This window comes from Collinsella sp. CLA-ER-H9, assembly GCF_040092295.1.
In the GTDB taxonomy this organism is placed as follows: Bacteria; Actinomycetota; Coriobacteriia; order Coriobacteriales; family Coriobacteriaceae; genus Collinsella.
This window is the reverse complement of record NZ_JBBNLV010000001.1, coordinates 202,511-222,023: the sequence shown is the minus strand read 5'-3', so window position 1 is coordinate 222,023 and position 19,513 is coordinate 202,511. Positions and strand designations below refer to the sequence as shown.

Annotated in this window: 15 protein-coding genes and 1 riboswitch; of the genes, 5 read left to right on the top strand and 10 right to left on the bottom strand. The window is 62.3% G+C overall.

What is annotated here, in order from left to right; translation table 11 throughout:
- The first annotated feature begins 58 nt into the window (after positions 1 to 58).
- A complete protein-coding gene (locus AAAX73_RS00955) occupies positions 59 to 595 on the top strand; it encodes a PTS glucose transporter subunit IIA (RefSeq protein ID WP_055310775.1) in 537 nt (178 codons plus the stop codon).
- Positions 596 to 830: 235 nt separating this feature from the next.
- Positions 831 to 1,388, top strand: a complete 558-nt coding sequence (locus AAAX73_RS00950; RefSeq protein ID WP_349124764.1) for a hypothetical protein — start codon at positions 831 to 833, stop codon at positions 1,386 to 1,388.
- Positions 1,389 to 1,869: 481 nt separating this feature from the next.
- On the opposite strand, the gene AAAX73_RS00945 is transcribed toward AAAX73_RS00950, so the two are convergent.
- Positions 1,870 to 2,535 (bottom strand): HAD-IA family hydrolase, encoded by a 666-nt coding sequence (locus tag AAAX73_RS00945; RefSeq protein WP_349124763.1) that lies wholly within the window; start codon positions 2,533 to 2,535, stop codon positions 1,870 to 1,872.
- A 412-nt stretch (positions 2,536 to 2,947) separates the two neighbouring features.
- On the opposite strand from AAAX73_RS00945, the gene AAAX73_RS00940 reads away from it, so the two are divergent.
- The gene (locus AAAX73_RS00940) at positions 2,948 to 5,092 is read left to right on the top strand and encodes a C69 family dipeptidase (RefSeq protein WP_349124762.1); all 2,145 of its coding nucleotides are present in this window, start codon (positions 2,948 to 2,950) and stop codon (positions 5,090 to 5,092) included.
- Positions 5,093 to 5,453: 361 nt separating this feature from the next.
- Positions 5,454 to 5,581, top strand: a riboswitch (cobalamin riboswitch).
- A gap of 167 nt (positions 5,582 to 5,748) precedes the next feature.
- The gene (locus AAAX73_RS00935; protein ID WP_349124761.1) at positions 5,749 to 10,263 is read left to right on the top strand and encodes an FIVAR domain-containing protein; all 4,515 of its coding nucleotides are present in this window, start codon (positions 5,749 to 5,751) and stop codon (positions 10,261 to 10,263) included.
- Between the two features lie 181 nt (positions 10,264 to 10,444).
- On the opposite strand, the gene hypE is transcribed toward AAAX73_RS00935, so the two are convergent.
- The 7 genes from hypE to trxA all read right to left on the bottom strand — a co-directional run bounded on the left by hypE (position 10,445) and on the right by trxA (position 16,917).
- Complete coding sequence (hypE, locus tag AAAX73_RS00930) at positions 10,445 to 11,479, bottom strand: hydrogenase expression/formation protein HypE (RefSeq protein ID WP_349124760.1); 1,035 nt, start codon at positions 11,477 to 11,479, stop codon at positions 10,445 to 10,447.
- A gap of 48 nt (positions 11,480 to 11,527) precedes the next feature.
- Positions 11,528 to 12,640, bottom strand: a complete 1,113-nt coding sequence (gene hypD, locus AAAX73_RS00925; RefSeq protein WP_349124759.1) for a hydrogenase formation protein HypD — start codon at positions 12,638 to 12,640, stop codon at positions 11,528 to 11,530.
- Entirely contained in the window at positions 12,640 to 12,900 is a 261-nt protein-coding gene (locus AAAX73_RS00920; protein WP_195920097.1) for a HypC/HybG/HupF family hydrogenase formation chaperone, read from the bottom strand. Before AAAX73_RS00920 ends, hypD begins: the two co-directional genes overlap by 1 nt.
- A gap of 134 nt (positions 12,901 to 13,034) precedes the next feature.
- Positions 13,035 to 15,488, bottom strand: a complete 2,454-nt coding sequence (gene hypF, locus AAAX73_RS00915) for a carbamoyltransferase HypF (RefSeq protein WP_349124758.1) — start codon at positions 15,486 to 15,488, stop codon at positions 13,035 to 13,037.
- Between the two features lie 117 nt (positions 15,489 to 15,605).
- Positions 15,606 to 16,115, bottom strand: coding sequence for a nickel-responsive transcriptional regulator NikR (gene nikR / locus AAAX73_RS00910; RefSeq protein ID WP_196026349.1), 510 nt, complete (start codon positions 16,113 to 16,115; stop codon positions 15,606 to 15,608).
- A 1-nt stretch (position 16,116) separates the two neighbouring features.
- Positions 16,117 to 16,365, bottom strand: coding sequence for a hypothetical protein (locus AAAX73_RS00905; RefSeq protein ID WP_349124757.1), 249 nt, complete (start codon positions 16,363 to 16,365; stop codon positions 16,117 to 16,119).
- A 231-nt stretch (positions 16,366 to 16,596) separates the two neighbouring features.
- Positions 16,597 to 16,917 carry a thioredoxin gene (gene trxA, locus AAAX73_RS00900; protein ID WP_117806570.1) on the bottom strand — a complete coding sequence of 107 codons (321 nt, stop codon included), beginning with the start codon at positions 16,915 to 16,917 and terminating at the stop codon, positions 16,597 to 16,599.
- A 136-nt stretch (positions 16,918 to 17,053) separates the two neighbouring features.
- Here trxA and AAAX73_RS00895 point away from each other — a divergent pair, with 136 nt between their 5' ends.
- Entirely contained in the window at positions 17,054 to 17,629 is a 576-nt protein-coding gene (locus AAAX73_RS00895; protein ID WP_349124756.1) for a hypothetical protein, read from the top strand.
- A gap of 64 nt (positions 17,630 to 17,693) precedes the next feature.
- Here the strand turns inward: AAAX73_RS00895 and AAAX73_RS00890 are convergent, their stop codons facing one another.
- Both AAAX73_RS00890 and AAAX73_RS00885 read right to left on the bottom strand, forming a co-directional pair.
- Positions 17,694 to 18,971, bottom strand: a complete 1,278-nt coding sequence (locus AAAX73_RS00890) for an ATP-binding protein (protein ID WP_349124755.1) — start codon at positions 18,969 to 18,971, stop codon at positions 17,694 to 17,696.
- Positions 18,971 to 19,513, bottom strand: coding sequence for a LytTR family DNA-binding domain-containing protein (locus tag AAAX73_RS00885; RefSeq protein WP_349124754.1), 543 nt, complete (start codon positions 19,511 to 19,513; stop codon positions 18,971 to 18,973). Before AAAX73_RS00885 ends, AAAX73_RS00890 begins: the two co-directional genes overlap by 1 nt.

Genomic DNA, 19,513 nt, shown 5'->3' with positions numbered 1-19,513 from the left:
CACTATAATCACCATAGGCATGCGCATAACGTTGCGCTTAATCAAGAGGAGAAAATGTATGGGTCTGTTTGACATGTTCAAGAAGAAGGCTGAGCCCGCGGCTGCCGCTGCTCCGGCCTCCATCTCTGCTTCTGCCGGCGCCGACGTGCTGTGCTCGCCCGTCAAGGGCAAGGTCATCAAGATGGCCGACGTGCCCGATCCCGTCTTTGGTGGCGAGGTTCTGGGCAAGGGCTGCGCTGTGTGGCCCGAGGACGATCTGGTCTACGCTCCCTGCGACGGCAAGGTGACCGTCACCATGGGTCACGCCGTGGGCCTGCAGTCCGATAGCGGAATCGAGGTCCTGGTGCACGTTGGCGTCGATACCGTCAACATGAACGGCGACGGCTTCGAGGGCTTCGTCAAGGCCGACGATGTCGTGAAGGCTGGCCAGCCCATGCTCAAGATCGACCGCGCCAAGATCGCCGCTGCCGGCTACAAGGACTGCGTCGTCGTGGCTGTGTCCAACACCGCCGAGTTCGCCGACGTCGAGCTCGCCGTCGAGGCTGACTCTGCTGTCGCCGCCGGCGATGCCATCGTCAAGGTCGTCCGCAAGTAAACTGCGGCAACATAAGGATGTGCAAGGGTGGTCGGGTTATCCGGCCGCCCTTTTTTATTACAATGCGGCGGAACGTTTTATTGCGCGTTGGGCGGACCGGTAAACCGTTCGGACGTTAAATCGAGCCGATTGCGCCTTTGCTTTGCCGGGGGTGTTCGTTATCGGCTAGTATGGCCTTATTGTTACGACGTGCACCGTGTTGGGAAACGCGGTGCCGCTTGTTGGGAGGAATGTCATGAAGAAGAAGCTGCTGCTTGCGCCCCTGATGGCTGTTCTGGTCGCGTGCGTGGTTGTGCTTTCCGGCTGCGGAGGTCCTTCGGTTGAGGAGCTCATTACCGAGGATCTTACGACGCAGTTTGACGAGGTCAAGAACGGTGGCGACGACTTCCTCGCCGGTCTGGAAGAGGCCTCGGGCGACGAGTTTGAGCAGCTGGGCATCGATCCCAAGGAGTACGCCAAGAGCTATCTCGAGGGCTTTGACTACAAGATCGGCGACGTGACGGTCGACGAGGACAAGGGTACCGCGACTGCCGAGGTCACCATTACCTGCAAGTCCATGAACCAGATCGTTGAGGATTTTGCCACCCAGTACCAGGAGAAGGTCACCGCGCTCGATTCGATGCCTTCCGATGACGAGCTGTACAAGATGGCCGGTCAGGTTATGGTCGATGTGACCAAGGCTGCTAAGACCAAGGACACCACAGTCACCTTCAAGTATTCCTGCAATGACGACGGCGAGTGGTCTGCCGACGATTCCGCAACCAACGAGATGATGAATGCCATGATGAGCTAGTTCGTTGCGCGGTAGTTCGTTACGGCGTTTTACCAAACGCCGTAACTGCCCGACGCTGCGCGGGCACCAGAGCGACAACTTGTCATTCAAAGAGGACGGCATGACCAGAAGGTCTATGCCGTCCTCTTTTCATGCCAATTTGTTCGCTCTGGTGCCCGCTCGCTGTCGTTGCCGAAACATCGGCGTTGCCATGGTGCGGCACTTGGGGACGTTCCTTTTCTGCCGGCAGTTGGGGACACTCCTTGTGCCGACGTTGCATCGAGTGGTCGGGAAAATGCGACCCGGTTTTTGGCCGAATTCCGGGTCGCGGTTTCCGGATGGGGTGGGTTGCGGAAACCGCGACCCGGAATATTGCTCTGAAACGGGATGCGGTTTCCCCGACGCGCCTCAAACGGAAAGTGCATCCCATTTCGGAGCTCCAAAACGGGATGCACTTTCCGCGTGGAAGAATTGTCGCAGCTGCGTTAAGCGGTGTCGCTCGCTACTCGCCCAAGATTAGCTCGGCGAGTTCGTCCTGCGTATCTACCACGTAGTCGGCGCCGGCGGCCTCCAGCTCTGCGCGGCCGCGGAAGCCCCAGCTGACGCCCGTGCTCTTAAGGCCGGCGTTGTGACCGGTCAGAACATCGACATTCGAATCGCCCACATAGAGCGTGGTTGCCGGATCGGCACCCAGCTCTTTCATCACGTGTAGCGTGACGGGTGCCTCGGGCTTAGGCGGAAATGCGTCCACACGACCCTGTACCAGCGCAAAGCGATCGCGGCCAAAGTATTTCTCGATAAGCGGGGCTGCCGAAATATGATCCTTGTTGGTGAGCACGGCAAGCTGAACGCCCGCTGCGCGCAGACGGTCGAGCATCTCAATCGTGCCGGCGTAGGGTGAGGTGTGGTCCTCCTTGTGCTCGCCGTAATAGGCCCTAAACTCGGCAAGCGTCTGCTCAAACATACGGCCGTCGCCCGCGTACTCGGCAGGCATAAAGCGCTCGACCAGCTTGAGCATGCCGTTTCCCACCTTATAGCGGTATTCGTCAACAGCAAACGTGGGCCAGCCGTGCATCTCGCAGGTATGGTTGCCGGCGGCCGCCAGGTCCTCGAGCGTGTTGAGGATGGTGCCGTCAAGGTCAAAGATCACGGTGGAAAAAGCTGCCATAGGTACGCTCCCATCAAGATGACTCATCAAAACGGCACCCATGATAGCGCGTGCCGTTCCAGTCGGGCATGAGCGGGCCAAATGTCCCTCGTGGGACTGAGGGGGCCAAAAGTCCCCGTTAAAACGCTTAAATGGCCTCTAACAGGTACATTTGGTCCCCTCAGCCCCACGGGGGACACTCGGCCCGCTCAATCTTGCGCACGGGGCTTATCGGCCTGTTCAACCCTGCGGGGAATGCCGCCTGCCAGATGCAAACGACCAGTCACGGGTTGTTACGAGTGCCGTGTCCATACTTCCTTAACACATAAGATAAGCTGATAACTGCATATTCAATCCGATTTACCCAGCTAAAGTGTTCTCATTACGCATATTGTTGGTGGGTAGTTCGGGCTCCGTGTGGAGGGGAGAACGTATGAGGTTACCGGCTTTTGCTAAGAAGGCGTTTAGGGGGGGCATAGTCGCGGCGCTTGTGCTTGCCATGCCCGCGCCCGCGCTCGCCTGCACGCAGGTTTACATCGGTAAGAACCAGACAACGACGGGCGATACCTATGTCGGCCGCGCCGAGGACTTTTCACCTCGCTACTGCAAGACCTTTGGCGTGCAGCAGCCGATCGACAACCCTGTCTTCCGTTCTTTCGAGAACGATTCTGTGCCGGGGACCGGCTTTGAGTACACCTATCAGGGTCGCTCGTATCGTTACACCTATGTTCGTGACAATCCCGATGAGTGGGATGCCCAGGACGACGAGGCAGCGTCCCGCGTGTATTCCGAGGCCGGCACCAACGAGCGCGGCGTCTCCGTTTCCGCGACGCTCACAACGGATTACAACGACGGAATCGATGCTCTCGACCCTCGTGTCGACACGGGCATCGGCGAGTATAACCTGGCCGACTACCTGTTGAGCGTTTCGTCCACGGCGCGCGACGGCGTGGAGAAGCTCGGTGCCATCATCGATCAGTATGGCTCTCAGGACTGCAACCAGATCGTCATTGCCGACAATACCGAGACCTGGATTTTCGCTCAGCTTTCGGGCCATCAGTGGATTGCCGTCAAGATGAGCGACGACGTGGCGTCCGTTAATCCCAACATCGGCGGCCTGCAGTATAAGGTCGATCTTGACGATGCGAGTCAGTGCCTGCACTCGGCCGATGTCGTGACGCTGCCCGAGTCCAACGGCGTTCTCGTAACCTATGACGACGGCACGCCGAACATCTTCAAGACGTATGGCAAGGAGAATTCGGGTTCGTCGCAGAATACGCGCCTGGCCCAGGGACGTGCTTACTTCGGTGCTGCCCTTGCGCCTCAGACGGACTATACCGTTGATGAACAGGGTCGCGTCACCTCGCTCATCGACCCGCAGCTGACGTTTACGCCGGGCATCAAATCCGATACGTTCACGGCGTTGCGTTCCCTCGCTGCCCGCGGTGAGCAGGATGACAGCCTCAACGCCAATCTCAACAGTGCCCTGTATGCCATCGGCAACAACAGGACGACCGAGGGCAATATCTTCCAGATTCGGTCCGGCCTTTCCAGTGATATCGCCACGATTCAGTGGGAAGCGCTTTCGCGTTGCGAGTTCAGCGTGTACCTGCCCAGCTACTCTGCGCTGTTGACGGAAGTTCCGGCTGACTACTTCCCGGCGTGGAACACGGTGGACGGCACTTATACAGGACGCAAGGACGACGTTGCGCAGGCTTTGGTCGAAAAGGACGGCAAGAACCTCGACTACGTCTTCATGGACATCAACACGCTCGCCTACAACAACCGTGCCTCGATGGGTGAGAACGTGCGCGCCTACCTCGATGTCCTTCAGAAGCAGGTTATCGCCCAGCAGGACGTTGTTGACGGGTTGATGCAGGCGACCCCTGCCGATCAGCGCACGGACCTTGCCAACAAGGCGTTTGCCGCAGTGAGCGAACAGGTCTACAACAAGGCGGCCAAGCTTCTCGATGAGATGCGCGCCTATGTGAATGCGGGAGATACCTCGAGTGCGTTTATGCCGAGCGACTATGACGCCGAGAATGGAACCTCCCGGACCCCGATTATGTACGCGTCCGCTTTTGTTGCTCCCAGCATCACGGCTCAGCCGCAGTCGGTAACGTGTGCTCAGGGCGCTGAGGCCAAGCTGAGCGTTGCCGCGACGGTTGATGACAGCGTGGATGGCTCGGATGCCCAGCTTACCTACCAGTGGTTCGTCAAGGGCGAGGACGGTAACTTCTCTGCCATCGACGGCGCGACGGCGGCTGAGTACGTCGCCGCGACGACCGAGGTCGGTTCAAAGGTGTATCGCGTTGAGGTGACGAGTGCTGCCGGGCTGGTTTCCACGTCCGATGAAGCGACGGTGACCGTGACGCAGGCTGCGCAGGAGGAGCCTGGGCAGAAGCCCGGTCAGAAGACGGATGTGAAGACGGACGTCAAGACCGATACCGCCAAGAAGGCGACCAAGGGAGGGCTTGCCAAGACCGGTGATTCGTCTGTGGTGACCGTGGCGCTTCTGACGGTGGCTGGAGTTCTGGCCGTTATGGGGGCCGTGCTTATCCGCAAGCGTGCGAATTAACCGGAGCGGGTCATAGACGACAGCCCTAACTAAAAACGGTCCCGTACGAGTAATCGTGCGGGACCGTTTGCTTGAGCTAAAGCAAAATGAGCGGGCCAAAAAGCCCCCGTGGGACTGAGGGGGCCAAAAGTCCCTGTTAAAACGCTTAAATGGCTTCTAGCAGGTACATTTGGCCCCCTCAGCCCCACGGGGGACATTCGGCCTGCTCAATCTTGCGGGCGGGCTTGGTTCGTTGGCGGCCTAGTGGCGATATGGGTTGCCTATAGGTGGTCATCCGGGAGCCATATGGCTCGGGTATGGCGGTTTTTGTGTAGCGCATTGACCGATTTACCTGCGGTAACGTACACTTCCTCCGATTAAAAATAGAAGCCGGAGCACGGGTGCGCGCGAGCGCATAAAGGGGAATCGGGTGAGAATCCCGAGCAAGGCGGTTACTGTATGCGGGCGCGCCCGCGAGTCAGATTACCTGCCCGCGCTCTTCTCGAAACCGAGGGCCGCTCTGTTTGCCGCTGGATTCCGGTCTACAAGGGGTGCTGCTGAGCGTGCGTTTTGCTGCCGATAGGGTGGCTGACGTGCGCCTTTGTGCTGCCGGGGTATCGCCTGCCCCGCCTTCTTCGCCATGGCTCTATTGCAGGTTCGCGAAAGAAGGAGAACGGGTGACGCGAAACAACATTATGCTCAAGCGCCTGGGAGCCGCTGCTTTCTCGGCGCTGCTCGTCTGGTCGATGCCGGGTACGTCGGCATTTGCCGAGGGCGTGGCAGAGATCGCTGTGCAGGCGCAGGCCCAGGCCTCGCAGCAGGCGGATACTGCCGAGAATGCCGACGAGTCGAGTTTCACTGCGGACGAGCAGACGGGTGCTGAAGGCGCCGAGGCATCGGCGGACGAGGCGAGCTCCGAGGCCGCTCCGTCTGCCGATGAGAGCCTTGCTGCCGCGGCGGACATCGACGACGAGGATGCCGATGCTCAGCAGGCACGCGGCGCGCGCGTCGCCAAGGCCGGCGAGACCGTGATGGTCTCTTTTGCCGATGAGCTGCCCACCACCATCGAGGCCGGGGCTGTCGTGAAGCTCGCGGCGAATATCAGCCTTGAGGCTGACCAACAGATCGAGACCGTGGCCGGTACGCTCGATGGCCAGGGCCACAGCATCGTGCTCAACGGCAAGACGCTGGCGAAGAGCGTGGCTGGTACGGTGCAGAATCTGGGCGTGACGGGCCGGGCAACCATGGGCGATTATGAGGGCGCCCTTGCGATCAATTGCTCGGGAACCGTGCAGATGTGCTGGTCGACGGCGGCTTTGAGCGATGACGGCTCCTGGGCCGATTACGGTGGCCTGGTGGGAACGCTCAACGGTGGATCTGTAATCAACTCCTACGTTTCCGGATCGATGTCGGGTTTTTGCGCCCACGGTCTTGTTGGATATTACAAGTCTGGCACCGTGGCCAACAATCTGTTCACTGCGGGCGATCAGGCGTGCGGCTACAAGGTCGATTCTTCCTTCGGCAGCAAAATTTCTGTCGACGAGCTCAAGACCCAGGTCTCGGTCGATAAGCTCAACACCGATGTCCCTGCCACCGGCTTTACCTGGTCTGCGCAGGGCGGTTTGCCCGTGCTGATTTCGGGCGGCGCTGCGGCTGTTGTGAACAAGGATGCCCTCAAGGCTGCGATTGACGATGCCAGCGCCAAGGTCGAGGGCGGCTACACGGCCGAGAGCTGGTCCAAGTTCGCTGAGGCCCTTGTGAGTGCTCAAGATGTCTACGCCAACGATGACGCCAAGCAGGCCGAGGTCAACGCCGCAACCAAGACGCTCACCGATGCCATTGCCGCGCTCGAGAAGCCCAAGCCCACCGAGCCCGTGGCTCAGCCGCAGAACGTAGTGCACCTGAGCTCGCAGAGCGACCTCAAAAACAGGTTCAAACCCGCCGACGCCGACGCCTACTACGTTCTCGACAACGACGTCACCATCGATGACAGCTGGTTCTTTGCCCCCACGGGCATGCTCGCGGGCACGCTTGATGGACAGGGCCACACCATCACCTTCGCCAACGGCGGCGGCGTGAAGTCGCTCATGGACGGCGTTGCCTCCACGGGCGTGGTGCAGAACATCTCGTTTGCCGGCAAACTGAAGCAGGCGACGGACGGCAAGGCGTTCGGCCCCCTGGGCAACAAGGTTCAGGGTGCCGTGCTCAACTGCTCCACGAGTGTGACCGGCAAGGGCGTCGCGGGCTTTGCGCGTACGCTCGACGGCGGCATCGTGTCCAACTGCGTGTCGACCTCCGAGGGCACAGCGGGCGCGCTGTTCGCGACCTATAGCGCGGGCCAGCTCGTCAACACCTACTGGGGCGCATTCCTCACCAACAAGATGGACGCTCCCGCCTCGGCGCTCGTCAACTCCTATGCCGTCGACCCCGCCGACATGGCCACCGATGCCTTCGCCGATCTCATCAACGCCAACTGCGGCGCCAACGGCAGCAGCTGGGGTATCGATAAAAATGGCACGCCGGTCTTTGGCTCGGGCAACAGCTACCAGGCGCCCGAGGACACCACGCCCGACGACGCCTACACCGTGAGCTTCACGGCCAACGACGGCACCAGCCAGACAGTTGCCGGCCATATGCTCGAGGTTTCGCCTGATGCTGTGGACGCCTACCGCAAACTTGGCGTCTTTGCACTTAAGGGCGTCCCGGCCACGAGCACCATCACCTGGGGCACCGATGACGCCAACCGCGGCAACATCGGTATCAACGAGTCCACGGGTGAGCTCTACGTCTACGACAACGCTACTGGCACGGTGACCGCCACCGAGCACAAGGGCGATGGCTCCGAGCAGACCGTGGCTACCATCAAGATCAAGGCCAAGGCCAAGCAGTTCGACGACTTTGAGCTGTGGTATCGTGCCTCCGACGGCACCGTGAGCAACGTGACCGATGGTGCGGCTACCGTCCAGGGCTCCGAGGTGCGCAACCTCGAGATTCGCGTGCATTACGTCGACGCCGATAAGGGCGAGTACGTGCCCGTTTCGTTCAGCCGCTTCCACTTTGCCTCGAGCGATCCTACGACCATCTACAGCAACGACTACTCGGCCTGCTTTTACTTCAAGCATGCCGGCAGTGCCACGATCACCGTTACCCCGCGCGACGCCGCATCTGCGGGCGCCGGCTCCAAGAGCGTGACGCTGACGTCCGAAGCCGTGACCGCTACGTCCATCTCGATGGGCTATAACGAGGACGGCGCCACCGTCTACCTGCAGGGCCGCAACCCACTCTCCGAGCGCGGCGCGTTTTTGACCGATCACGCACGCCCGGTGGTGGCGCCCGACAACGCCACCAACCGCGACAACTTTACCGTGACGAGCAGCGATCCTGCCGTGGCGGCCTACACCACCGCGGGCGAGATCGGCTACACGGCGTACAAGGCTGGCACCACCACGTTTACTGCGACGCTGCCCGACACGGACGCCGATGGCAAGGTCATCAGCGCGTCGTGCGACGTGACTTATGCTTACCAAAATCCGCTTGCGAGCGTGACGGCCGGCACGGACAGCCTCTACCTCAAGGCCGGTTCGGCGCAAAAGCTCGACCTGACCTTTACCGGTAAGAACGACGCGGACGGCTGGAGCGTGACCGAGCCCGGCCTCATCTGGACGTTCAAGACGCTCGACGGCAAGGACGCCTCGGGTATCGTGGGCATCGACCGCAACGAGAAGGGCGCCTGGAAGCACGTCGACGGCGCTCCCGACGACGGCCTGTACGTGGCCTCGAGCGACTACACGGTGACGGCGCTTTCGGCCGGCACGGTGGTCGCGACGGGTACGCCGGTGGACGCGACCGCCGGTGCCGAGCCCGTGACGCTTACCATCACCGTGGCCGGCGTGGCCGCGAGCTCCGCTACGAGTGAGTCCGCCTCGGCGGGCATCGATGCCGCTGCTGCGTTCATCGACGCGCGCCGCAGCTCCGACGCCTTCCGGTACGGCGACGAGTGGGAGATTTATGACTTTGCCAAGGCGGGCCGCACGATCGATTCCGGGCTGCTCGACAACTACCACGCCTCGCTGGCCGAGCACAAGGCCGAGTGGGGAAGCGCGACCTGCGCTCTGACCGAGACCGAGCGTGTGGCGCTGGCTCTCTCCGCCATCGGCGAGGACATCACCGACTATGACGGCGTCAACCTGGTCGAGCTCATCTGCAGCCGCACCGATATGACGCGCGCTAACGAGAAGATCTTTGCGCTGATGGCGCTTAATGCGAGCGGCTCGGATGTACCCGCCGGTTCTGCCTGGACGCGCGCGAGCCTCGCGGACGCCGTCTGCGAGCTTCTCGGCAGCGACGACGCCGTGGAGGGTACGCGTCTGGGCGACGTGGACCTGACGGCCATGGCGATCCAGGCCGTGGCGCCCTATGAGGGCGACACCAAGGTCGATGCTGCCATCGAGAACGGCCTCTCCTACCTCAAGGGCAAGATGAGCGCGGGCACCTGTGATTTCGGTTCTGCCGAGGCCAATGCCCAGGTGATCCTCGCGCTGCTTTCGCTCGACCGTGACCCGGCCAACCCCGTTAACGGGTTTGCAAATGCCGTGACCAACGTGGTCTGCGCGCTGGACCTGTACCGCGTGGACGGCGGCAACGGCTATGCGCACAGCAAGGGCGGCGCGGCCAACGCCATGGCGACCGAGCAGGCGCTCCGCGCGCTCACGACGTATCGTGTCTCCTCGGGAGAGACGATTGCCTGGAAGACGGCCGTGACGGCGGGCAAGGGCTCGAGCAGCAAGGACCCGCAGAAGCCCACGGTGGCGCCGGGCGTCCTGACGCCGGGTGCCGGGTCGGACGGCGGTGCCGGCAACGGGACCGCCGGTTTTGCGGGCGTAATGGCTCCTGTGGCCGCCAAGATGGCCGGTGCTTCCTCGAGCGAGGGCGCCAAGGCAGCTGGCGATTCCAAGGCCGAGGCCGAATTCGGCAAGAAGGATTCGACGGAGTCTTCCGTCGCCGGCAAGACAGACAAGAGCGGCAAAAAGTCGGGCACGTCCGGCAAGACCGCCGCGTTGAGCGCCGGCGCCGCCAACAAGGCTGCGGACGCGGGCTCGAACGGCTTTGCCATCGCCGGTGTTGCCGTGGGCATCGTCGGTATCGCGGCCGTCGGCGGCTGGTTTTTCTACACCAAGCGTCGCGCGGCGTAGCGAGCGTCTGCCTGACAGGTAAATACTGCAAGGAGTATGGTTTTGCAAAGCGAAGGGCCCTCCTGCCGATCAGCTCGGCAGGAGGGCCCTTCCATCTCCCCGCAGTTTGAGTGGGCCAACGTCCCAGTGAAAATGGGCGGGCCGATTGTGGCCGGATGCTGGGCAGCTTGCAGAGCAGCCGCTAGCAAATTCTCGGCAGCTGCTCTCCCACGAGCATGTCGAGGATGCGGGTCGAGCCCCAGCCGGTGCGCACGCGCACGGCGGGACGGGAGCCCTCGGCAAGTGGCAACACGCGACCGATGATGGCGGCGTTCTCGCCGTAGCGGGCGGCGCGCATGGCGCTCAGCGCCGCATCGGCTTGCTCGGCCGGCACGACGGCAACCATCTTGCCCTCGTTTGCCACCTGCAGCACATCGTAGCCGAGCATTTCGCAGGCGGCCTGCACGTCGGGACGCACGGGCACGGCATCTTCGTCGACCTCCATGGCAACACCGCTGGCCTGGGCAAACTCGTTGAGTGTGGACGCCAGGCCACCGCGCGTGGGGTCGCGAAAGCAACGCGTGCCGGGCGCTGCGGCCAAAACGTCGGCAATCAGGTGGTTGAGCGGCGCGGCGTCGCTTTCGATCGTGCTCGAAAACGCCAGGCCCTCGCGCTGGCTCATGATGGCGATGCCGTGGTCGCCCAACGTGCCCGACACCAGAATGACATCGCCGGGCTGGCAGTTGGCGCCGCTGAGCGCCACGCCCGTGGGAACCTCGCCCACGCCGGCGGTATTGATGTAGACGCCGTCGGCCCCGCCGCGCTCGACCACCTTGGTGTCGCCCGTGATTATGGACACGCCCGCCTCGCGCGCCGTCTCGGCCATCGTCTGCACAATCTGGCGGAGCTTATCCATGGGATAGCCCTCTTCGAGGATAAAGCCGCACGACAGGTAGCGCACGTTGGCGCCCGAGGTCGCGACGTCGTTGACGGTTCCGCACACGGCAAGGCGGCCGATGTTGCCACCGGGGAAGAACTGCGGCGAGACTACAAAGCTGTCGGTCGACATGGCGATGCGCCCGCTCGCGGGCAGCGCGGCGACGCCGGCGTCGTTGCCCTCGAGCAGCTCGGGCGACCCAAAGGCATCCAAAAAGACCTCATCGATGATGCGTTTCATCATCTGACCGCCAGAGCCGTGGCCCAACAGGACGGTGCTATCGGTGGTGCTATGGGACATATCCAAAACTCCAATCGTGGGTGGTGCCGGCGTGCGGGTGCGTCCGGGCTAGTCGCGATAACGGTAGTACGCCGCGCAGCTGCCCTCGGAGCTCACCATGCACGGGCCGACGGGGTGCTCGGGCGTGCAGGTGCGGCCAAAGAGCGGGCAGCTGTTCGGCGTAATGGTCCCGCGCAGCACGTCGCCGCAGCGGCATCCACGCGGCTCGACCGTCGCCTCAACGGGCACGTCAAAGCGAGCGCGGGCATCAAAGCGCGAGAACTCGGGGCGGATAGAAAGGCCCGAGTTGGCAATCGGCCCCAGCCCGCGCCACGTGGTGCCGCATGGCTCAAACACCTGCTCGACCAACTGGCGCGCCACGGGGTTGCCGTCTGCGTTGACGCCACGGCGGTAGGCGTTGTCGATCGCGGGCCTGCCCTCGACAACCATCTGGACCAGCATGCAGATGCCCTGCAGGATATCGACCGGTTCAAATCCCGTGACCACGCCCGGGGTATTGAACTCGTCGACCAAAAAGCTAAAGGGCGCCAAGCCCGTGATGGTGGCGACATGGCCCGGCAGGATAAAGCCGTCGATGGCGGTCTCGGGGTCGTTGGCGATGGCGCGCAACGCCGGCGGCGTGGTCTTGTGGGCGCAATAGACCGAAAAGTTCAAAAGCCCGCGTGCCTCGGCCTCCAAGATGGCGGCGGCGATGGTGGGCGTCGTAGTCTCAAAGCCCACGCCCATAAAAATGACCGGACGATCGGGGCTTTGCTCGGCGATGTCGAGCGCGTCGAGCGGGGAATAGACGATGCGGATGTCGCGCCCTGCCGCCTTTTGCGCAGCGAGCGAGGTGGACGATCCGGGCACGCGCATCATGTCGCCAAAGGTGGTGATGATGGCGCCGTCTATGTTGGCGAGCGCGATCGCGTGGTCGATGTCGCAGTTGGCGGTTACGCAGACGGGGCAGCCCGGGCCACTCAGCAGCTTGAGCCCGGCCGGCATAATGGAGCGAAAGCCATAGCGGCCGATGCTCACGGTGTGCGTGCCGCAGACTTCCATAAGGTTGATGGTGCGGTCGCCGACGAGTTCATGGATGCGTTCGATGAGCTCGCGGGCCAGCTTGGAATCGCGAAATGCCGAAAAGTCGATACCGGAGCGAGCCGGCTGTCCGGCCGCCACTAGTATGCCTCGGCCGGGTTGCTGGCCAGTTGGTCTTCTTCGGCCAGTTCGGTCATGGTGTTGACCAGGTCGAGCGTCTCCTGCGCTTCCTGCTCGTCGACGATCTGGATGCCAAAGCCGGCGTGTACGAGAATATAGTCGCCAACCTGCGCCGTCGGCACGAGTCGTAGCGACACGGGGCGCTCGATGCCCATCATGTCGACGGTGGCCTTGAGGTCGTCGTCGCGTTTGACTACTTTACCGGGAACGGCAAGGCACATATTGTTCCCCTTTTAGACGCTTTGCGCTGGATAGGCGCTCAATAATCCATCAGTTGATGGTAGCGCTCGCGGGGTTTGCGGGCAAACGCGTTACGCCTGTGAGACGGCTGGGCACAGCGGCGTGTGAGGGCGAGCTACTGCGATGCAATCTGCGCAAGACGAGCGCTTGCGACCGCCGCCTGACCGTAGGCGATGCAGCCGTCATTGACGGGTACGGTGTGGGGGACAAGTACGGTAAGGCCTGCGCTTTTGAGCTCGCGGGTGAGGAGCTGAAGCAAAAGTCGGTTCATGAACACGCCGCCCGAGAGCGCGACGGTGTCGAGGCCTTCACGGGCGCAGATCTCGCTTGCGATGTGGGTCGTAGCGTGCGTAATGGCGATGTGAAACCCGAGGGCGAGCCTGTCGGCCGGCGCGCCTGCCTCGATTCCATTCAGAAGAGCTTCGATGAGCGGTTGGGGGTCCAAGATGGGGGAGTCGTCGGCAGACGTGAATACGCCTGCATGATTGCCGTCGAGACGAACGGTCTTACCGCCGAGCGCGCGCCAGGCGGCGGCCTCAAGCTCGATGGCGGGTTCACCCTCGTAGGTCGCTTGGCCGCAAATGCCCAGGATCGCGGCTGCGACATCAAACAAGCGACCCATACTGCTGGTGCGCGGGCTGTTGATGCCACGTTCGATCATTGTTGCCGTCACGCTGCGTGTTTGCTCGTCTAGGCCGCCCAAGAGCCGCTCAGCCCCCGGGTGTTCAAGCAGGCCGAGCTCGCTGAGCAGGGCAAAGGCGTTGCGGCGGGCGTCGCGCACGGAGGCCGCCCCGCCGGGGAGCGCCCAGGTGCGCAAATACGCGGCGCGCTCAAAGCCGCCAAGGCTTGCAACAAGAAACTCGCCGCCCCAAATGGTCCCATCGGTGCCGGCGCCGGTGCCGTCAAAGGCGATGCCAAGGACGCGCGCGTCGGTTGTAAGCTGGTCCGCGACGATAGCCTCGGCCATTACGCTCGCGATATGCGCATGATGGTGCTGCACCTCAACGAGCGGCAGATTGCATTTTCGCGCCTGCTCGCGCGCCCACTGGCTCGATAGATAGCTGGGGTGTAGATCGCAGGCCAAGGCGGCGGGCGCCAAGTCAAAGAGATCTTCCAAGCGCGTGCGCGCGGCGTTCCAGGCATCGAAGGTCCCGCCGTTTTCAACATCGCCGATATGCTGCGACACAAAACAGGTTGCCTCGCCGTTCGTCCCTTCACGCGTGAGCGCAATCGTTGCCTTTTGCTGTGGGCCGCAGGCGAGTACGCAGGGCGCGACAGCGTCGAGTGCCGGCAGCGGCAACGGCCGAGGCGCATATCCGCGAGCGCGGCGCACGGGCATAACGACCCCACCGACCGTGCGCACCACGGAATCATCGTAGCGCGAGAGGATTGCGCGGTCGTTGCCGAGCAGCGCGTCGGCAATGCCGGCGGCAACGAGGTGTTCCCAGGCAAGGTCATCGTCGGTCTCGATGGGTTCTTCGCTCAGGTTTCCGCTGGTCATGACGAGCGCGTACATACCGCGGGCTTCTGCCGCGGCAAGCAACAGATGCTGAAGCGGGGTGTAGGGGAGCATGACGCCGAGCTCGGGAAGGACGTGCGCGACGGATGGCGCGAGTGTAAGGGCGTCGGGGGAATCTCCCTCGCCAACAGCACGCCGGCGCAATAGCACGATGGGGCGGATGCTACCGGTTAGCAAGCCGCGCTCGGCATCATCGACATGGCACAGGCGTTCAGTATCGGCAAGGCTGCGCACCATAACGGCAAGCGGCTTGTTGCTGCGGCGCTTGCGACGGCGCAGCTCGACCACTGCCTGCTCGTTGGCGGCGTTGCAAGCCAGATGGAATCCGCCCAGGCCCTTGATGGCGACAATACCGCCGCTGGCCAGCAACTCGACACAGCGGTCAATAATGGCATCGCTGGTTTCGCGCGTGCTGCCGACGGCTGGCGTCGCCCCCGAGCCTTCGAGCTCCATGTCGCCCTCTGCCTCGCGCCAGGTAATATGCGGCCCGCAGTCAAAGCAGGCATCGGGCTGCGCGTGAAAACGCCGGTCGAGTGGGTCGGCATACTCCGCGGCGCACTTGGGACACATGGGAAAGCAATCCATCGACGTGGCCGCTCGGTCATAAGGCAGCGACCGGATGATGGTAAAGCGTGGGCCGCAGTTAGTGCAGTTGATAAAGGGGTAGTGATAGCGTCGGTCGGCGGGATCGAACAACTCGCGCAGACAATCGTCGCAGGTGGCGATATCGGGCGAGACGAGCGTCGTGTGCGCGGTCTGGTCCTGCGATGCTACGATGCGAAAACCCTGTTCATTGGCGGCATCCCAACCGTTGACTGCCAAGTCCACAACCTCGACATGCTCTACGCGGGCTGCCGCAGGCGCATGCTCAGAAAGCGCGGCAACAAAAGTATCGAGCGCATCGGCCGGAGCGTGCGCCTCGATGTGCACGCCGTCGCCTGCATTGAGCACCCAGCCGCAAATGCCATGCGCCATGGCCTCGCGATACACAAACGGTCGCATGCCAACGCCCTGCACAATGCCCGCCACATGAATATGCACATGCCGCATGCGACACCCCTCATCAAAACCGACCAAAAAGGGACAGGTCTATTTTGGTAGGTAAAACTTCTAAACCTGCCAAAACAAACCTGTCCCTTTTTGGCAGGTGCGCTGCGGGAAATCCCGCTATAGCCCCAGACTTTGCCTGGTGGCGGCGCAGGTGAGCTCGCCGTGCTTAACGCCGCGCAGGCCCAGCAGGCGGTCGGCCAGTTCGTAGACGCGCTCGCCGCGACCCTTGAGCGCCAGAATCTCCAGACAGTTGTGGTGATCCAGATGCACGTGCATCGTCGATACGATCTCGTCGGTGTAGTCGTGCTGCACCTCGTCCAGGCGGCGCGTCAGGTCGCCGGTGTGATGGTCGTAGATCATGGTGAGCGACCCGATAACGTGCTCATCGGGCGTGCGCATTTGCTCTTTGGCGATTGAGGCGCGAATCAAATCGCGCACTGCCTCGGAGCGGTTGGCCACGTCGCCGCGGCGTGCGATCTGCTCGTCAAAGCGGCGCAGTAGGTCATCGGGCGCGGTGACCGAAAAACGGACCAGCTCGGAGCCGCCGCCGCAACGGCAGCTCGCCTCGTCGCCCGTGCCGTTGCGGTGGTCGTGCCCGCAGCCGTGCTCGTGTTCGTGTTCGGACACCCTACACCAGCTTTACGGAGCCGACGGAGTTGTGGTCAGCCTCGATGGCTTCCTCGTAGCCCTCGAGCGCGTCATGCGCCTCGTGCAGTGCGGTCATGGCAGCTTCGAGCTTGGCGCCAATGCGCTCCATGTCAAAATTCTCGGTCGAATGCAGCAGCTGATGGCTCCACTCGTGGGCGAGCTCGATGGTGTCGTCGACCTGCTTGACGCTCATGGCAAGCTGGCTCATGTTCATTCCGACGTCATGCATGTGAGATCTCCTTATGTTCGGGGCAATCCAGTGGTTCAGATTCTACTACGCCCGCGCGGGGCACTACCGCATAAGAAAACGGGTGCGAGTCTGTGTGACCCGCACCCGTTCACTGGGGGCTGTTTGTGACTACCATACTATCCGTGGTCGCATGCGGTGCACCCAGAAGTCCGGCGAGCGGTGCAAAAGCGCTCATGGACGGCGGCAGGACGTCAAAATGTAACCAGCGTATTACAGGTGCTTCTCCAGCAGTGCCTGCAGTCTTGCCTTGGGCAGCGCGCCGACCGAGCGGTCGACCTCCTCGCCGTTCTTAAAGACAACCAGCGTGGGGATGCTCATAACGCCAAACTTCATGGCCAGGTCCTGATTGTCGTCAACGTTGCATTTGGCGACGGCAAGCTTGCCGGCCAGCTCGTCGGCCACTTCGTCAACGATGGGCGAGAGCGAACGGCAGGGACCGCACCACGGTGCCCAAAAATCAACCAGCACGGGAAGGCTGCCGTTAACGACGGAATCGAAGTTCTCGGGGGTAATCTGCTTAATGTCAGCCATGGTGACCTCCATAGTGCGACGCGGCTCGGCCGCGTAAAACTCAGTACGACCGTGCTTATACCCAACGGCCCGCAATGCAACCACTCGCGGTCGGCTCTTTTATATAATGGTGGGCACGTAAACGATTGGAGAGCGCATGTCCACGTCACAAAGCCAGAAAAAAGAAGCCATCGCCCAGGCGACCGAGCAGGAGCTCGCATCGCTCGCGGGTCGCGGCGTGCGTATCGCAGGCAACGCGTGCTCGCCGATTGTGCTGGTAAAAGGTGATTTAGACGATGCCGAGCGTGCGGGCGGCGAGCTGGCTGCCGGTCCGGACGGTGCCGCGCTGCGCAAGGCGCTCGGGGCAATCGGTTACGCGCCCGAAGATTTTTGTGTGCTGGCGAGTGTTGCCGGCGCAGGCGACGGAGCTGTGGCGGTGGGCCACGCCCTGCCGTGCGACCTGTTCCGCGAGGCGCTTGAGGCCTTGGACCCCGAGGCGGTGCTGCTGCTCGATAACAGCGCGGCCGATGTCATGCGCGAAACCTACGCCGACATGCTCGTGGCGATTGATGACTTCGACACCGCCATGCTCAAGCCCGGTCTGATCGCCCATGTGCAGGGCCGCCGCGTGCTCGCACTCGATGGCTTTGAGGCGGCGCTGACCGACAAAGCGGCCAAGCAGCGCATGTGGGCCTATATCAAGCAGCTGACCCCGGCGGCTGCTCCACTGTAGCGGATTGGCGCCGGCGAGCGATTGCCTGGCGGGCAAACCACGCCGCAAGATCGGCGCCGCACTTCTACACCACAGCGCGCAGCTCAAACCGATCGCCGTTAATGCGGAACTGGCAGTTGCCGTTCATGCGCTCTACGGCAAGTTTGATGCTCTTGGTGCCAAAGCCGTGGCCCGCATGCTGGGTTATAGGCATGCCGTCGACCATGCGCGGCGCGCGGTCAAACGTGTTGGAAACTAACAGCAGCAGCTGACCGTCCTCAAGTCGCAGGTCAAAGTCGACGAATCGCTTTCCTTGGGGCGCGGCGCTTGCGGCGGTGATAGCGTTTTCCAAGGCATTTGAGAGCACACTAAACAGGTCGGCGTCACCTACATGGATGGTTTCGGGTACGGCGGCGCGCAGGTTGGCGGTAATGCCGTTTCTATTAATTTCCGAGTTAAATGACGAAAGCGCAATGTTTACGGTCTCGTTGGCGCAGAAGCGGCGTACGGCGGTGCGGTCGCCGGCTTCGCAGAGTTCGTCGATGCGTTTGAGCGCCTCGTCGGTGTGGCCCTCCTCAATCAAAGCGGCCAGACCGCGTAGGAAGTGGCGCATATCGTGGCGAAGAATCGACAGCTCGCGCCCAGATTGACGCCAGGCCTCGAGCTCTTTGATGGCGGCGCTGTCGCGGGTTTCGAGCATCCATCGCTCTCGCTCGGCGGCTTCCTTTTCTTCGTATTCGCGCAGGTAAACGGCAAGAAACATAAGATAGAAGGCACAGAGCGCAAAGGCTAAAAACTCAACCGTCACCACCGAGCCCGAGTGGAACAGCGTGGTGTAGACGTTGGTGGCATAGTCAAAGACGTAATAGACGAGCGGCAGGATTAAAAGGATGCTCAGCTCGGTGGTGCTTTTAATCGCCAGGCGCGGACCGATGTCGCCGGCCCAATGCAACAGGACGGCAAAGACGGCGAGCGTGGTCGCGATGCGCGCCAGATAGTACGTGATCTGCGAATCGGTCGCGGCAAATGCGGCGATACCCATCCAGTTGCTGAACTGGCAGCTCAGATAGGCGCTCGTAATGCCGAGCGCGGCAAGCAGTGGACTCAGGCGGTAGCGCGCGCACAGGTAGACGATAAGCGGCAGGTGCACGACAAGCGGATAAGCCTGGCGGGCAAAAAGCTCTCCGCCAACGACATTGGCGATCGAGAAGGCGGCGCCGGTCACGACGCCGACCCCCAGCAGCTCAAGCGCGTGGCGTCGGTTGATTTCGACACCGCACAGCGCCGCCGAGGCAAAGACGCCAAAGAGCAACGTCGTGGCGTGGTGGATTGCCCAAAGGACCATTTCGACCGTTGCGGGCATTAGCGCCTCCCGCCCTCGAAGCGCATCGCAAAGTAGGCGTCTTGGAATCCCTGCTTGCTGCTGCGCGACAGCGGAATGCACGCGCCCGAGCGCATGACGATGTCCGTGCGATCGAAGTGGTCGATGTTGCGCAAGTTGACCTGGTAACTACGGTGGCATTTAAAGAAGGTGGCATTTTGTGCCAAACGGTCCTCAACGCTGCGGAACGACTCGAGTGCCTCGATATCGCGGCCATCGCGCAGGTGGAAGACCACGTGCTTGTTGCGCGCCTCGGCATATTCGATATCGGATAAGCGCAGGGCGTGGTAGCCAAAGGACGTTTTGATCACGAGCTCGTCGGTTGCCGCCGGGCGCATGCTCGAAAGCTCGTCGAGTAGCTGCGCCAGGCGTTCGTAAGTCACGGGCTTGAGCAGATAGTCGAAGGCGCGGACCTCGTAGGACTCCAGTGCAAACTCGGGCGATGAGGTGAGAAACACCAGGCGCACGGCGGTATCGGCCTGGCGCAATTCGCGCGCGGTGTCCATGCCGTTGACGAGCGGCAT

Coding starts and splice junctions, on each gene's coding strand:
- AAAX73_RS00955 (WP_055310775.1), top strand. CDS start 59: ATGGGTCTGTTTGACATGTTCAAGAAGAAGGCTGAGCCCGCGGCTGCC.
- AAAX73_RS00950 (WP_349124764.1), top strand. CDS start 831: ATGAAGAAGAAGCTGCTGCTTGCGCCCCTGATGGCTGTTCTGGTCGCG.
- AAAX73_RS00945 (WP_349124763.1), bottom strand. CDS start 2,535: ATGGCAGCTTTTTCCACCGTGATCTTTGACCTTGACGGCACCATCCTC.
- AAAX73_RS00940 (WP_349124762.1), top strand. CDS start 2,948: ATGAGGTTACCGGCTTTTGCTAAGAAGGCGTTTAGGGGGGGCATAGTC.
- hypE (WP_349124760.1), bottom strand. CDS start 11,479: ATGTCCCATAGCACCACCGATAGCACCGTCCTGTTGGGCCACGGCTCT.
- AAAX73_RS00920 (WP_195920097.1), bottom strand. CDS start 12,900: ATGTGCCTTGCCGTTCCCGGTAAAGTAGTCAAACGCGACGACGACCTC.
- hypF (WP_349124758.1), bottom strand. CDS start 15,488: ATGCGGCATGTGCATATTCATGTGGCGGGCATTGTGCAGGGCGTTGGC.
- AAAX73_RS00905 (WP_349124757.1), bottom strand. CDS start 16,365: ATGCATGACGTCGGAATGAACATGAGCCAGCTTGCCATGAGCGTCAAG.
- trxA (WP_117806570.1), bottom strand. CDS start 16,917: ATGGCTGACATTAAGCAGATTACCCCCGAGAACTTCGATTCCGTCGTT.
- AAAX73_RS00895 (WP_349124756.1), top strand. CDS start 17,054: ATGTCCACGTCACAAAGCCAGAAAAAAGAAGCCATCGCCCAGGCGACC.
- AAAX73_RS00890 (WP_349124755.1), bottom strand. CDS start 18,971: ATGCCCGCAACGGTCGAAATGGTCCTTTGGGCAATCCACCACGCCACG.
- AAAX73_RS00885 (WP_349124754.1), bottom strand. CDS start 19,513: ATGCCGCTCGTCAACGGCATGGACACCGCGCGCGAATTGCGCCAGGCC.